Source organism: Engelhardtia mirabilis, assembly GCF_007748095.1.
In the GTDB taxonomy this organism is placed as follows: Bacteria; Planctomycetota; UBA1135; order UBA1135.
Window position 1 is genome coordinate 2,393,443 of the sequence record NZ_CP036287.1, and the last position, 12,881, is coordinate 2,406,323.

The following is a 12,881-nucleotide window of genomic DNA, read 5'->3' on the forward strand; positions in this document are numbered from 1 at the left end:
CGTCGCGCGCGTCAGGCCCGGGTCGTCACCCATTGGCCCCCGCGGCCCCGGGACCTGTTCATTGCTTGCCGCCCGCGTTCCGAAGCCGATCCGATGCGGCCAAGCCGCTTTGATCGGAAGCCCTACGCGCAGCAGCCCTCGATCACCCGCCTGGTGCACCCGGCCAGGGAGAAGCGCTCCTCGTAGCCGAAGTCGCGCACCGCGGGCTCGATCGAATAGGTGTGGTCGAGGGCCAGTTGCTGGGCCACGAAGCGCGTCATCGGCGGCTCGCCCGAGAATCGCAGGAGCTTCCACAGTCCTTCGAGCGCGGCGCCGAGGCGGTAGGCCGCGGGGGCCGACAACCGACGGCCCGGGCGAGGTGCGCCGGCGGCGTCGAGGATCTGGCCGATCCAGTCCCACAGCACGACTTCCTCGCGCTGGTTCACGAAGTAGGCGCGGCCGGCGTGGGGGGCGTCGGGCGCCAGGCGCGCTGCCGCCTGGACGTGGGCGGCCGCGGCGTTCGCCACGTCGGTGATCGAGACGCGATTGCGACCGTCGCCGACGATCGCCAGGCGGCCGGCGCGGGCGCGGTCGAGCAGGCGCGGAACCAGATGGGGATCGCCGGGGCCCACGATCAGGTGCGGGCGCAGGGCGACCGTGGCCAGGTCGCCGCCGCCGGCGAGGGGGCTGCCATTGGCCGTGAGGACGCGACGCTCGGCCTCGGCCTTGGACTCGGGGTAGGGCGACAGGAAGCGCGTTGGGTAGTCGAGCTCGTCCGCGGTGGCGCCCAGATGGCCCCTGCCGCCGAAGACCACGCTAGGACTCGAACAGTGCACCAGGCGGACGACGCCTGCGTCGACGCAGGCGTCGAGCACGCTCTGGGTGCCGTCGACGTTGGTGGTCCAGAAGTCGGCCCGGCGGCCGAAGACGCCGGTCAGGGCGGCCACATGAAAGGCCGTGTCGTGTCCGGCGAGGGCGGCTCCGACGGCCGTGCGGTCACGCAGGTCCACCGCCGCGCACTGGGCGCCGAGGCGCTCCACGGCCGGATGCCTGCTGCGGCTGGCGCTGGTGACCTCGCAGCCGGCCGCGCGCAACTGGCGCACCAGTTCGAGGCCCAGGAACCCGCCGCCGCCGGTCACGAAGCAGCGCCCGAGTTGCGCCGACAGACTGCTCAACGCAGTTGCTCCGTGGCCCATTCGGCAAGCAGCGGGCGATCGATCTTGGCGTTGTGGCGCACGTCGACCGGGAAGCCGGGGTGGAACAGGGTTCGCGTCACGCGGCTCGCGGTCGCCACCCGATCGCGGCCGTGGGCCAGGATGGCGTCGGCCAGGGCCTCGGTCGGCCGCTCGCTCGGTTCCAGCTCGATCACCAGCACCGGCAGTTCGGAACCCCGTGCTCCAACCCCGACCAAGGCCGTGCGCCGCACCGCCGGATGGGTGTTGAAGGCGTTCTCGGTGGGCACGCAGGGCAGCACGCCCAGCTCCGTCTCCAAGCGGTGACTCTTGCGACCCTGGAACCAGAACCGACCGTCGCCGTCGACGCAGCCCAGATCGCCCATGCGGTGCCAGACGCCGCCGCGGCCGTCGTCGATCTTGGCCAGGGCCGTGGCGCCGGGGTCCTCCGCATAGGCCGGCGTCACCACCGGCCCGCGCACGCAGAGCTCACCCAACTCGCCGGCTGCGACCTCGAGCTCGTCGCTCCAACTCGCGATCGGTCCGTCGTCGATGCGGATCACGCGCAGGTCCATGCCCGGGGCCGGTCGGCCGATGCAGTTGCCGCCGCCTGTCTCCGAGTGGGAGCGGATCGAGGCGTCGACGATCTCCGCGCCGGAGACACTGGACACCGGCAGGGACTCGGTCGCGCCGTAGGGAGTGTGGACGTCGCCGCCGTCGGGCAGCACCGCGCGCAGCGCTTCGACCAACTGCGGCGGGACCGGGGCTCCGGCCACGAGCACGCGGCGCAGCCCGCCCAGGCGTTCGCCGCGGGCCGCGCACCAGGGCGCCACCCGGCGCCAGATGGCGGGCGAGCCGAAGGCCAGGGTCGCCCCGCTCTCGACCACCGCCCGGTGGATCAGGGCCGGATCGCACTGCGCCGGGCGCGTCGGATCCATGTCCGGGAAGACGCTCGTCATCCCCAGGGCGTTGTCGAACAGGGCGAAGAGCGGGAAGCAGGCCACGTCGACCTCGCCCGGCTGCAGGTCGTACAGGTCGCGCAGGGCCGCGACCTGGGCTTCGAAGATGCCGTGGGTGTAGACCACGCCCTTGGCCGGACCGGTGCTGCCGCTGGTGAACAGGATCGCCGCCGTCTCGCGGGCGGTGGTGTCCGCGTGGGTGAAGCGGCCGTCGCCGGCGGCTTCGAGGGCATCGAGGCGCAGCGCGCCGAAGTGCGGGCCGGGGCCGACGCCGACTCGCACGCGGCAGGTTCGGAAGGCGTGGCGGAAGAGCAGCCGAGCCACGTGGGCGCGGCGCACGCCGATCAGGGCCGCCGGCGCCATGCGCTCGACGCAGGCCAGGAAGGAGCTGCGGCCCATGCCCGGATCGATCAAGACCGGCACGAGCCCCGCGCGCAGGCAGGCGTAGGTGATCGCGATCAGGTCGATGCCGGGCTCCACCAAGAGGCTCACGCGGTCGCCCCGCACGAGCCCCTGGGCCAGGAGCCCGGACGCGATGCGCCGACTGCGCGCGGCGAGCACCGCGAAGCTCTGGGACTCCCACTGGCCCGGTCGCCTGCGCACGGCAGCGCGCACCGCCGGGCGCTCGGGGGCGTCGGCGGCGAAGCGGTCCAGGTGGCGCGCGACGTTGGCGATCCCATCGCCCGCAGTCCCATCGCCCGCAGTCCCTCGTCCCGAGCCGTCGGTGTCACCGCGCGATCGGCGCGGAGCCCCCGCCGGCCCGGTCACGCCCCGCTGGCCCCGGGGGCTGCCGCGACCTCGACCGGGTGGGCTTCGAGGAAGGCCGCGATGTGGTTCAGCACCTCTTCGGGCGCGTCCTCGAGCACCCAGTGCCCCGCGTTGGCGATGGTGTGGACCTCGGCGGCGGGGAAGAACTGCTGGTAGCGATCGCGGAACTCGGTGGTGAAGCACCAGTCGCGCGCGCCCCAGACGATGCAGGTGGGTCGATCGGCGAGCCCGCTGAGGGACTCCTCGATCGCGACCAGGTCGTTCCAACTGCGATGGGAGGGGTCCATCGGGATGTCGTCCACGAACGCCTGGATCGCGACGCGATCGGCCCAGGAGGCGTAGGGCAGCAGGTAGCCGCGCCGCTCGGCGCGGGTCCAGCGCTTGCGCTCCACCGCCCACATCAGGGCCAGGCGCGAGAAGAGCCCGAGGCCGCGGATGCCCAGGCGACCCAGGAAGGGCACGCGACCCATGGCGATGCGCCCGGGCATGCGCGTCGAGCGAAAGGCGCCCGAGTTGAGGATCACGAGGCGCTCGACCAGCTCCGGCCGACGCGCCGCCAGGCCGAGTCCGATGGCCCCGCCCCAATCCTGGACCACGAGCGTCGCGCGCTCGATGCCGAGCTCGTCCACCAGGGTCTCGAGCGAGTCGATGTGCCGCGCGAGGCGGTAGTCGAAGTCGGCCGGCTTCTCGGAGAAGCCGCAGCCGATCAGGTCCGGGGCCACCACGCGGTGGGTGAAGCGGAAGCGGTCGATCAGGCGACGCCAGTGGAAGGACCAGCTGGGGTTGCCGTGTACGCAGAGCAGCACCGGCGCGGCGGGGTTGCCCTCGTCGACGAAGTGCATCCACGGGCCCCCGTCCACGCGCACGAAGTGGGGCGTCACCTCGTACTCGGGGACCAGCTTGTTCTTGAGGCGGCGGCGGTCGTCGGCGAGGTCGAGCGGAGCCCGCTCGGCGCCGCGCTGACGCGACTTGCCTCCGGCCGGACGCACGGTGCGGCCCTGGGCGGCGGGCTCGGAGGTCGGATCGGTGGAGGGCATGGGAGGTGGGGGGGCGCGCAGAGGATAGCGGCCCGGCCGCCATCGGGAGCGATCAGACTCCGTCGGGTCGCGTGGCGCGGCTCACGATCTCTTGGTCGAAGTAGTTCAGCTCCATCCCGGCGTCGACCACCAGGCCCTGGCCGTTGAGGCCGCTGGAGCGGGGCGAGAGCAGGAAGACGGCCGTGTCGGCGACCTCCACCGTCGCCAGGCCGCGCTTTCTGGGGATGGCCGCCTCCGCGAAGAGGTAGCTCTCCAGGTAACCGGGGATGCCGGCGGAGGAGCTGGTCTTGAGCAGGCCGGCCTTGACGGCGTTGAAGCGCACCTCCGTGTCGGCCGAGAAGCTCTTGGCCAGGAAGGCCACGGACGAGTCCAGGGCGGCCTTGACCGGGGCCATGTAGCCGTAGTTCTCCGAGGCCATGCGGGTGGTCGAGATCGAGATCGTGACCACGGAGGCGTCGTGGGCGAAGAGCGGCTTGAGCGTGCGCGAGAGCTGCACCAGGGAGAAGCACGAGACGTTGATCGCCTGCAGGAAGTCGTCGCGGCCGGTCTCGTGGAAGGGCTTGGGGCCCTCCGAGTAGTTGGCGAAGGCGATCGAGTGGCACAGGCCGTGGAGCTGGTCCACGCCCGCGTCGCGCAGGGCGCCGGGTAGGGCCTCGATCTGGCCCTGGTCCTCGACGTCGCAGACCACCACGGGGCCGTCGCCGGGGAGCTTGGCGGCCAGCTCGTCGCGGCGCTGCTCGCTGCGAACGCTCCAGCAGACCCGAGCCCCGGCCTCGACCAGGCGCTTGCCCACCTGGAATCCGACGCTCTTCTTGTTGGCCACCCCGGCGATCAGGATGCGCCGGCCCGCGAGGCCCATGAAGTCGGTGGCGCTCATCGGTCCACGCGACCCATGGCGCCGGCGGCGCTGAGCACGAAGGAGAGGTCCACCGCCTTCTTGCCTCCGCAGCGCACCACGCCGCGCAGGATCCAGGCCGGGCCGAGGCGCTCGACCAGCTTGACCTCGGTCTCGACGGTCTCGCCCGGCAGCACCATGCGGCGGAAGCGCGCGCCCTCGAGCTTGGTGACCACGGGCACACCGTCACCGGCGTCGAAGCCCGCCAAGGCGCGGCTGACGAGCAGCGCCCCGGACTGCAGGGCGTGCTCGCACAGCAGTACCCCCGGAGTCACCGGCTGACCCGGGTAGTGCCCGCGGAACCAATCGGCATCAGCGGGCACGGTCCAGCGCGTGACGATGCGCTCGTCCTGCGCCTCGAGCACCTCGTCGACCAGCAGGAAGGGCTCGCGGTGGGGGATGGCGGCTTCGATCGCCGCGCGATCGGCGGGTGCCTCGAGTCGGGTGGACTGGGTCATGGGAGCGGTTCGCGCGGGGTCAGGCGCTGACTTCGGCCAGGGAGTAGAGCCAGGCGTCGACCTTGTTGGCGCAGATCGCGCCGTAGTTCGCCGCCCCGAGCCAACCGGACATGATGATCCCGACGCTGCCGGCGTGGAACAGGCCGCCGATCTCGTCGGGCAGCTGGGTCGAGACCTCGAGGCCCTCGAACTTGGTGCCGAAGGAGGTCCCGGTGGGGTGCTCGGTGTAGAAGGCGAAGGTGCGCGGCGTGGCGACCTCCACGTGGTCGATCAGTCCGCCCACCCCGGGCACGTAGCCCTCCAGGCAGGCCAGGGTGTCGGCGGCGAGCTTGTCCTTGGCGGCGTCGTAGGCGGCCTGGTCGAGCTCGGCCCAGTCCTCCCAGCGCGCGTTGGTGGAGCTGACCACGCTGTAGCGCGGACGACCCTGGGGGCGGGTCTTCGGGTAGTAGAAGGAGAAGGTGCGGCTCTCGCCGTGGAAGTCGCACAGGGACTCGGACGTGAAGGTCGGCCGTGTGGACGTGAACAACAGGTCCGTCACCCAGGGCAGCTCGGCGCCATCGCGCACGCCCATGTAGACCTGGCAGCTCGACGTGTTCAGGCGCACCTTGCCGGCCTTGGCCACGAAGTCCGGGTCGAAGTGCGCCGCGCCGACCAGCTTGTGGACGGTGGTCAGCACGTTGGCGTTGGAGACCACGGCCTTGGCGGCGATGAAGCGTCCCAGGGCCTCGACGCCGGCTACGCGGCGCTCACCCATGGGGCTCTCCTCGATCACGATCTTGTCGACCAGCACGGAGTTGAAGATCTCTACGCCGTTGGCGACCAGCTCGGCCTTCATCTTCTTGATCAGGGTGTCGGTGCCGCCACTGAAGGTGTACACGCCCTTGCTCATGAAGTTCGAGAAGACGATCCCGTAGCTGATCGCCGGGTCGTCGAGGGTCGAGCCGTTGGCGTAGCTGATCGGCTCCATCAAGAGCCGGTGGACGTCGTTGCGCCCGGGGAAGCAGCGCTCGAGCAGCTCGCCCGTGGTCTCGGTGGTCGGGTCGAAGAAGTCCATCCGACGCAGTTCGTCGTAGAAGGCCTCGACCTTCGCGCGCTCGAGCCCGAACACGTCGACCAGCTTGTTCGTGAAGTCGACCCGCGTGAACTCGGTCTCGAAGGAGAACTGCGGGTTGTCGAAGCGCACCCCGTCGAGCTGCTCGATCGAGTCGGCGATCTCCTGGGTCCAGTACTTGCGGCACGTCTTCTTCATCCCGATCGGGAAGCCGTGCAGGGAGATGTCGAACGTGTGCCCGCCCTTGCGGCGGAACCAGGTGGCCAGGCCGCCGAAGTTGTAGTGCTGCTCGAGCAGGGCCACCCCGTGTCCGGCGCGGCCGAGCACGTTGGCCGCGGTCAAACCGCCCAGGCCACTGCCGATCACCACCAGGTCGTAGGCGGAGGCGGCCCCTTCGAGGGGGTCCTTGGTCAGGGGCCGCTTGCCGTCGGTGCTGCCCTTGAAGTAGCGCACGTCGCGCTCGCCCCGGGGGCGCGGGATCTCGTCGGAGTGAGTCATGGCTGGAGTTCGGGGCTAGCGGGCGGCCATCGCGTGCTGGGTGGCGATCGAGATCCCCGAGACCGCCGCGCCGATCACGCCCAGGAAGCCCTGGTCGGTGCCGCAGAGGTACAGGCCCGCCACGGGGGTGGAGCCGTCGGGACGCTTGCGCGGGCTGCCGTAGATCGCGCCGCCGAGCTTGCGCGTGTACTTGGTGAGCGTGCGCGGTGTGAACACGTCCCGGAAGGTCTCGTGGGGGCGCACGTCGGCGCAGAAGGCGGTCGTGGCCTCGAGCGCTGCATCGGACAGGAGCTGCTTGCGGGCCACGTACTCGTCCTCTTCCAGCGCGACCCAGCGCTCGTGGTCCGCCAGCACCGTGACGCGGAACAGCGGCTCGCGCTCCGCCGGCGTGCCCGCGAAGTTGGTCGGCATCGAGATCACGCCGGAGCTCACGTCCACCAGGCGGTCGGGCCGCTCGTAGCGGAAGCGCTCACCCGTGGAATAGAAGATCACCGCTGCGTCCATGTCCGGCCCCAGCTCGTGGGGCCAGCGGTCGAGCACGCAGATCGTCTCGACGAACGACAGGCGGCCGGCGTCGCCAGGGCGCACGTGCTCGGACTCGAGCGCCTCTCCGCACAGGTGCATGGTCTCGACCCAGCCGGCGGAAGAGATCACCCGGTCGGTCGCCAGCCGCGTCCCGTCGGCCAGGACGACCGCGCGAGCCGCGCCGCCCTCGACTTCGATGCGCGCCACGTCGGACTTGAGCCGCAGCTCGGCACCGGCGGCGACGAGGCGGTCCTTGAACAGGGCCAGGAAGGGCCGGATGCCCTCGGCGGGCATGGCCAGGCCTTCCAGGAAGATCGAGCGGAACAGGATCACGAACTGGTCCCAATCCACGTCGTTCTCGCGCGCGCTGCCGTAGTAGCAGGTGGGCACCAGTAGGAGGTCGACGAGGTCGGCGTCGCCGAGGCGCGCCGTCAGGCGCTCGCGCGCGCTGGACGGGTCGGGCTCGCCCAGGGGGGCGTCGCGGAGCTCGTCGACCAGCGCGACAAAGGCGTCGACGCGCGCCGGGAAGCAGCGACCGATCTCCTCGATCAGGAGCTCGACCTGATTCGAAAAGCGCACGCGATGCCCGGCACAGACGACCTGCGACGTCTTCTGGGGCAACAGGTTCAGCTCGTCGTGGCTGATCCGCAACTGCTTGCAGACCCGGGCCAGGGGCGTGCCCCGGGTGCCCTTGGGCACGTAGTTCGTCAGGGCGTGCATCCCGGTGTCGAACAGGTGCCCGCCGCGCTTGTAGAACGAGTTGAGGCCGCCCCAGAGGTAGTGTTGCTCCAGGACGGCCACACGCTGGCCGAACATGGCCAGCCTGATCCCCGCCGCCATGCCACTCAGGCCGGCGCCGATGACGATCGTGTCGTAGCGCTCAGGGATCATGGAGAGGGACCATCCGCCGACAGCAGGCGCCCATTCGGCGCATGCTCCAACGCCGCCAGGCGTTGGGCCAACAGTACCTGCGCTACTCGGGCTATGCCCGAGAAGCGCAGTGAAGCTCTTTGTCCGCGAGCTTCGGGCCGAGGTAGTCGACGCAGCCCTGCAGGGTGCCGAGCTCCTTGTAGTCCTCCTCGGGGACCTGCACGCCGTAGAGCTTGCGCAGCTCCATGACGATGTCGAGGAAGTCCATGGAGTCCAGCTCGATCTGGTCGCGCAGGCGCTCGTTCATGTCCAGGCCGTCGACCTCCTCGTCGGGGGCGATGGTCTGGATGATGTCCTTGATGGCGACGACGACTTCTTCCGGGGTCATGGCGGTGGTGGGGTAGGCGGTCAGGGGTGGGGTGGTTCCAGGTGAACTCAGCCGCGGTGGTACTTCTTGACCACGACGGCCGAGTTGATTCCGAGCATCCCGAAGGACATGTTCATCACGTGCTCGACCTCGCCGATCCGGCGGGGCTCGTTCAGCACCAGGCCGCGCAGGTCGCACTCGGGGTCGAGGTCATCGACGTTGATCGTGGCGTGGACCACGCCGTCCTCGAAGCTGGGCAGGTTGCCGGCCAGCTCGAGGGCGCCGGCCGCGCCCATGGCGTGGCCGATGAAGCTCTTGGTGTTGTTGACGTGGACGCGCGGCTCGTCGCCGAAGACCTCGCGCACGGCTCGGCACTCGACGGTGTCGCCCGAGGGCGTCGAGGTGGCGTGGGTCGACAGCACGTCGATCTCGCCCGGCTCGATCCCGGCGCTCTCCAGGGCCAGGCGCATGCAGCGGTTCTGGCCGTCGGAGTCGGGCAGCACGAAGTCGGTGGCGTCCGAGTTGACCGAGTGCCCGACGACCTCGCCGTAGATCCGCGCACCGCGGGCCAGGGCGTCGTCCAGGCGCTCGAGGGTGTAGAGCGCGCCGCCCTCAGCCACGACGATCCCGTTTCGAGCGGTGTCGAAGGGTCGCGAGGCCTTGGTCGGGTCCGCGTGGGTGGCCAGGGCGCCCTGGGCGTTGAACGAGGCGAAGATCCCGAAGGTGTGGATCGACTCCGAGACGCCGCCCGCCAAGGCCAGGTCCACCTGCCCGAGCTGCAGCATCTGCATGCCCTGGATCAGGCCGAGGTTGCCCGCCGCGCAGGCGCCGCCCAGGCAGTAGGCCGGCCCGCCGATGCCGAGGTTCAGGGTCACCTCGCCCGCGGGGTTGTTGGCCACCGTGCGCGGGTTGTGGTGGTGGGACCAGTAGGAGCAGTCGTAGCCGTACTGGCTGATGTTGAAGACCTCGGCCTCGGTCTCCACGTTGCCGTGCTCGGTGGTGCCGATGTAGATGCCCACGCGGTTGCGGTCGCGGGTCTCGAGGTCGATCCCGGCGTCGGCCAGGGTCTCGTTGGCGCAGAACACCGCGATCGAACCGGCGCGGGTGCCGCGGCGGACTTCCTTGCGCTTCTGGTAGCGCAGGGCGTCGAAGTCGCAGATGCCGGCCAGGGTCTTGCCGAAGTAGCGGATCTCGTAGGGCTGGACGCCCGAGACGCCCGCGAGCAGGTTCTTGCGGTACTCGGCCAGGGAGTTGCCGTTGGGGCTCGTCAGCCCGATCCCGGTGATCACGACGCGGGGCAGGTCGATCACGATCGGGCCTCCTGCGGCTCGTCGTCGCCCGACGGACCCTCGAGGGTGGACTCGGCCTGTTGGCGGGCCTCCTCCTCGGCGCGGATCGCGGCCAGGGCCGGGGTGGCGAGGGCGACGAGGTCGTCGGTGGTAGCGTCCTTGCCCTTGCCGCCGAAGCCGACCTTCAGGGCGGCGTGGATCGCGCGGCTCAAGATCGACTGGCTGTCGCCGAGGGCGTTGGCGACCGCGCCCACGAGCAGGGTCATCAGAGCCTCCGCGATCTCGCAGGCCGAGATGATCGAGCGCAGGGTCAGGACCCGCGGGTCCCGCTCGCCGTAGCGCTTCTGGACGAACTTGAGGGAGCGGTCGGCGGTCAATCGGAACTGCTGGAAGGCCACCGCCTCGCGCCGGCGCAGGATCGTCGCCGCGATCGAGAGGGCGTTGCCGACCGGGCTGTGGAGGTGGCAGCGGCGGTGGCTGTCGAAGGTCCGCGTGACTGCGCCCCACTCGACCAACTCGCCCAGGGTGGTGCTGGCCGCCCCCTGGCTGATCTCGATCTGCTCGCAGATGTCCTTCGCGGACAGGTGCTGCTCGGAGAGCACCAACAGGCCCCAGACCCGGCCGTGGACGCGCTTGAACCCGAAGGTCTTGAAGAACTGCTCGAACGCCGGGAGCTCGGCCGCAAGCTCGGGGTCGAGCGGCGTCAATCCACCGCCGGTGGCAGTGGAGGGGGGGTGGAGGGTCGAGGACATGGCTGGCGGGGCCCCGGATTTCAGGAATCCCTGAAATCGGGGGCGGGGGTTGTCCCACAAGCCGGTTGCCCTGTCCACCGGTCCAGATGCCTTTTCCGCCAGCCGGGACCAGCACCCGGCGACGCGCCTCACCGGCCCGAGCAGCGGCCGGGACAGGCGCGGATGGCGGCTCGGCGTTCAGGGCACTCGGGCCTTGCCCCCGAGCCGGGGTGGGCCGGCAGGGCCCCGCCCCTGGTCAGAAGGACGGGGCTCGAGCCCCCTGTGGAAGCCCCCAGGTCCTGCGCCCCTCAGAACATCGAGTACAGGAACGGCGACAGCAGGGGGAAGGCCGCGCCGATGCCGATCACCGAACCGACCAGGACCAGGGCCAAGACGATCACCAGCATGTGACGGTTCTCGCGCCGGGTCGCTTGCCCCACCAGATCGGCGAGGGTGGAGAGCTTGTCCTTCATGCGCTGGGCTCCAGGGTCGCGCTTTCGGCCGGGACGGGAACCGGGTCCTTGGCCGGTCGAACGAGGTGGGGGTAGGCGGCGAGCAGGCCCAGCCCGCAGCGGCGGGCGGAGCGCAGGCCGTCGTCGAGGCTGTTGACGATCGGCTCGCCCGCGTCGTTGAAGCTGGTGTTCACCAGGGCCGGGATGCCGGTGAGCGCGTGGAAGCGGGCAAGGACCCGATGCAGCAGCGGTCCGTCGCAGGGTCGCAGGCACTGCACCCGCGCCGAGCCGTCCACGTGGGTCACGGCCGCCAGGCGCCCGCGCCACGCCTTCCGGGTCGTGACCGTGGCCAGCATGTGCCGCTCGAGCTCGCGCCCGGGGCACAGGCCCTCGAACAGCTCCTCGGCCCACTCGTCCAGGACCACCGGGGCGAAGGGCCGGAAGTCCTCGCGGTGCTTGACCATCCGGTTGAGCCTGCGCTGCTGCCCGGGCGAATCCGGGCGGGCCAGGATGCTGCGCGCTCCGAGCGCCCGCGGACCCCACTCGGCGCCGCCCTGCATCCAGCCCACCACCTCGTCGTCCGCGAGGGCCTGGGCGACGTGCTCGACGAACTCGTCCTCGCTCTGCGTTCGCTGGAACGAGTCGGAGCCCGAGTCGGAGCCCGAATCGTCGAACGTCAGCCCCGCGAACTCCGCGCTAGACACGTCCAAGCCCAGGAAGGGGCTGAACGCTCCAGCCGGTCGGTAGATGCCGTGGCTGGCGCAATAGGCCAGGGCCGCTCCCAGGGCGCCGCCCGCGTCACCTGACGCCGGGTGGATGAGCAGGCGCGAGAAGGGACCTTCCCGCGCCAGCTTGCCGTTGGCGACGCAGTTCAGCGCCACACCGCCGGCATAGCAGAGCACCGACTCCCCGGTCAGCTCCCGCGCGCGCTCGAACAGGCGCAGGAGCTCCTCTTCGAGCACCACTTGGAGCGACGCCGCGATGTCCGCGCAGCGCTGGAACTCGGTGCCCTCGCGCCCCAGCCGCAGTGGACGGCCAGGATTGCGAGGCGGGCCCAGGAGACGCTCGAGCTCCGCCGACCAGCCGCGAGTGACCGAGCGGTCGTGGCTGAAGTAGCGCAGGTCCAACTCGAACAGCCCATCGTCCGGGTGCCGGATCAGCTGCCGCAACTCCGGTACGAAGCGCGGCTGGCCGTAGGGCGCCAGGCCCATCACCTTGTACTCGCCCTCGTTGACGCGAAAGCCGAGGAAGGCGGTCAGGGCCGAGTACAGCAGGCCCAGGGAGTGGGGGAAGTCGACGGACCCGAAGACGTCGTAGACCATGGCCCCCTCGGCGCGCGACAGGCGACCCAGGGTCGTCGAGGTCCACTCGCCCACGCCGTCCACCACCAGCGTCGCCGCCGAGGGCACGTCGTGGGTCAGGAACGCCGCGGCGGCGTGGGACAGGTGGTGGTCGGAGAAACGCACCCTGTCGAGCGGGACTCCGAGGGCCTTGGCGATCTCGCTCTTGATCCAGAGCTTGCTCTCGAACCAGGAGTGCAGGGCGCCCTTGAAGGCGCGGAACCCGCCCGGCGCGTTGGCGAGGGACGTCGAGACGATGCGATAGAACTTGCGGAAGGGCTTCTCGTAGAAGACCACCGCGTCCAAGTCGGTGGCTTCGATGCCGCCTCTTTCCAAGCAGAACGACGCCGCGCGGATCGGCAGGCTCGAATCGCCCTTGCGCCGGGAGAAGCGCTCCTCCTGGGACGCGGCAATCGGGCGACCGTCGATCACGAGGGCTGCTGCCGAGTCGTGGAAGTGGGAGGAGAGACCGAGGACTTTCAAAGACGGC

At 70.8% G+C, this 12,881-nt stretch carries 12 protein-coding genes; all 12 read right to left on the minus strand.

The window, feature by feature from the left end; all coding sequences use genetic code 11:
- Nucleotides 1–122: 122 nt before the first annotated feature.
- The gene (locus Pla133_RS08730; RefSeq protein WP_419192264.1) at nucleotides 123–1,154 is read right to left on the minus strand and encodes an NAD-dependent epimerase/dehydratase family protein; all 1,032 of its coding nucleotides are present in this window, start codon (nucleotides 1,152–1,154) and stop codon (nucleotides 123–125) included.
- Nucleotides 1,151–2,785 (minus strand): fatty acid CoA ligase family protein, encoded by a 1,635-nt coding sequence (locus Pla133_RS08735; protein WP_419192479.1) that lies wholly within the window; start codon nucleotides 2,783–2,785, stop codon nucleotides 1,151–1,153. Before Pla133_RS08735 ends, Pla133_RS08730 begins: the two co-directional genes overlap by 4 nt.
- Nucleotides 2,786–2,874: 89 nt before the next feature.
- Nucleotides 2,875–3,915 (minus strand): alpha/beta fold hydrolase, encoded by a 1,041-nt coding sequence (locus Pla133_RS08740; RefSeq protein ID WP_145064535.1) that lies wholly within the window; start codon nucleotides 3,913–3,915, stop codon nucleotides 2,875–2,877.
- Between the two features lie 52 nt (nucleotides 3,916–3,967).
- A complete protein-coding gene (locus Pla133_RS08745; RefSeq protein WP_145064536.1) occupies nucleotides 3,968–4,792 on the minus strand; it encodes an enoyl-ACP reductase FabI in 825 nt (274 codons plus the stop codon).
- Nucleotides 4,789–5,268, minus strand: coding sequence for a 3-hydroxyacyl-ACP dehydratase FabZ family protein (locus tag Pla133_RS08750; RefSeq protein WP_145064537.1), 480 nt, complete (start codon nucleotides 5,266–5,268; stop codon nucleotides 4,789–4,791). The genes Pla133_RS08745 and Pla133_RS08750 overlap by 4 nt, the downstream gene beginning before the upstream one ends.
- A 19-nt stretch (nucleotides 5,269–5,287) precedes the next feature.
- Nucleotides 5,288–6,733 carry a phytoene desaturase family protein gene (locus tag Pla133_RS08755; RefSeq protein ID WP_145070797.1) on the minus strand — a complete coding sequence of 482 codons (1,446 nt, stop codon included), beginning with the start codon at nucleotides 6,731–6,733 and terminating at the stop codon, nucleotides 5,288–5,290.
- Nucleotides 6,734–6,832: 99 nt separating this feature from the next.
- Nucleotides 6,833–8,233 carry a phytoene desaturase family protein gene (locus Pla133_RS08760; RefSeq protein WP_145064538.1) on the minus strand — a complete coding sequence of 467 codons (1,401 nt, stop codon included), beginning with the start codon at nucleotides 8,231–8,233 and terminating at the stop codon, nucleotides 6,833–6,835.
- 91 nt (nucleotides 8,234–8,324) lie between these two features.
- The gene (locus tag Pla133_RS08765) at nucleotides 8,325–8,600 is read right to left on the minus strand and encodes an acyl carrier protein (RefSeq protein ID WP_145064539.1); all 276 of its coding nucleotides are present in this window, start codon (nucleotides 8,598–8,600) and stop codon (nucleotides 8,325–8,327) included.
- A gap of 47 nt (nucleotides 8,601–8,647) precedes the next feature.
- Nucleotides 8,648–9,889, minus strand: a complete 1,242-nt coding sequence (locus tag Pla133_RS08770) for a beta-ketoacyl-[acyl-carrier-protein] synthase family protein (RefSeq protein WP_419192265.1) — start codon at nucleotides 9,887–9,889, stop codon at nucleotides 8,648–8,650.
- Complete coding sequence (locus Pla133_RS08775) at nucleotides 9,886–10,620, minus strand: GbsR/MarR family transcriptional regulator (protein ID WP_145064540.1); 735 nt, start codon at nucleotides 10,618–10,620, stop codon at nucleotides 9,886–9,888. Before Pla133_RS08775 ends, Pla133_RS08770 begins: the two co-directional genes overlap by 4 nt.
- 287 nt (nucleotides 10,621–10,907) lie before the next feature.
- Entirely contained in the window at nucleotides 10,908–11,072 is a 165-nt protein-coding gene (locus tag Pla133_RS26115; RefSeq protein WP_419192266.1) for a hypothetical protein, read from the minus strand.
- Nucleotides 11,069–12,874 (minus strand): carbamoyltransferase family protein, encoded by a 1,806-nt coding sequence (locus tag Pla133_RS08780; protein ID WP_419192267.1) that lies wholly within the window; start codon nucleotides 12,872–12,874, stop codon nucleotides 11,069–11,071. The genes Pla133_RS26115 and Pla133_RS08780 overlap by 4 nt, the downstream gene beginning before the upstream one ends.
- Nucleotides 12,875–12,881: the final 7 nt, after the last annotated feature.

Bases quoted from the DNA above. Each gene is read 5' to 3' on its own strand.
- Pla133_RS08760 (WP_145064538.1), bottom strand. From the start codon at position 8,233: ATGATCCCTGAGCGCTACGACACGATCGTCATCGGCGCCGGCCTGAGT.
- Pla133_RS08775 (WP_145064540.1), bottom strand. From the start codon at position 10,620: ATGTCCTCGACCCTCCACCCCCCCTCCACTGCCACCGGCGGTGGATTG.
- Pla133_RS26115 (WP_419192266.1), bottom strand. From the start codon at position 11,072: ATGAAGGACAAGCTCTCCACCCTCGCCGATCTGGTGGGGCAAGCGACC.
- Pla133_RS08740 (WP_145064535.1), bottom strand. From the start codon at position 3,915: ATGCCCTCCACCGATCCGACCTCCGAGCCCGCCGCCCAGGGCCGCACC.
- Pla133_RS08750 (WP_145064537.1), bottom strand. From the start codon at position 5,268: ATGACCCAGTCCACCCGACTCGAGGCACCCGCCGATCGCGCGGCGATC.
- Pla133_RS08745 (WP_145064536.1), bottom strand. From the start codon at position 4,792: ATGAGCGCCACCGACTTCATGGGCCTCGCGGGCCGGCGCATCCTGATC.
- Pla133_RS08765 (WP_145064539.1), bottom strand. From the start codon at position 8,600: ATGACCCCGGAAGAAGTCGTCGTCGCCATCAAGGACATCATCCAGACC.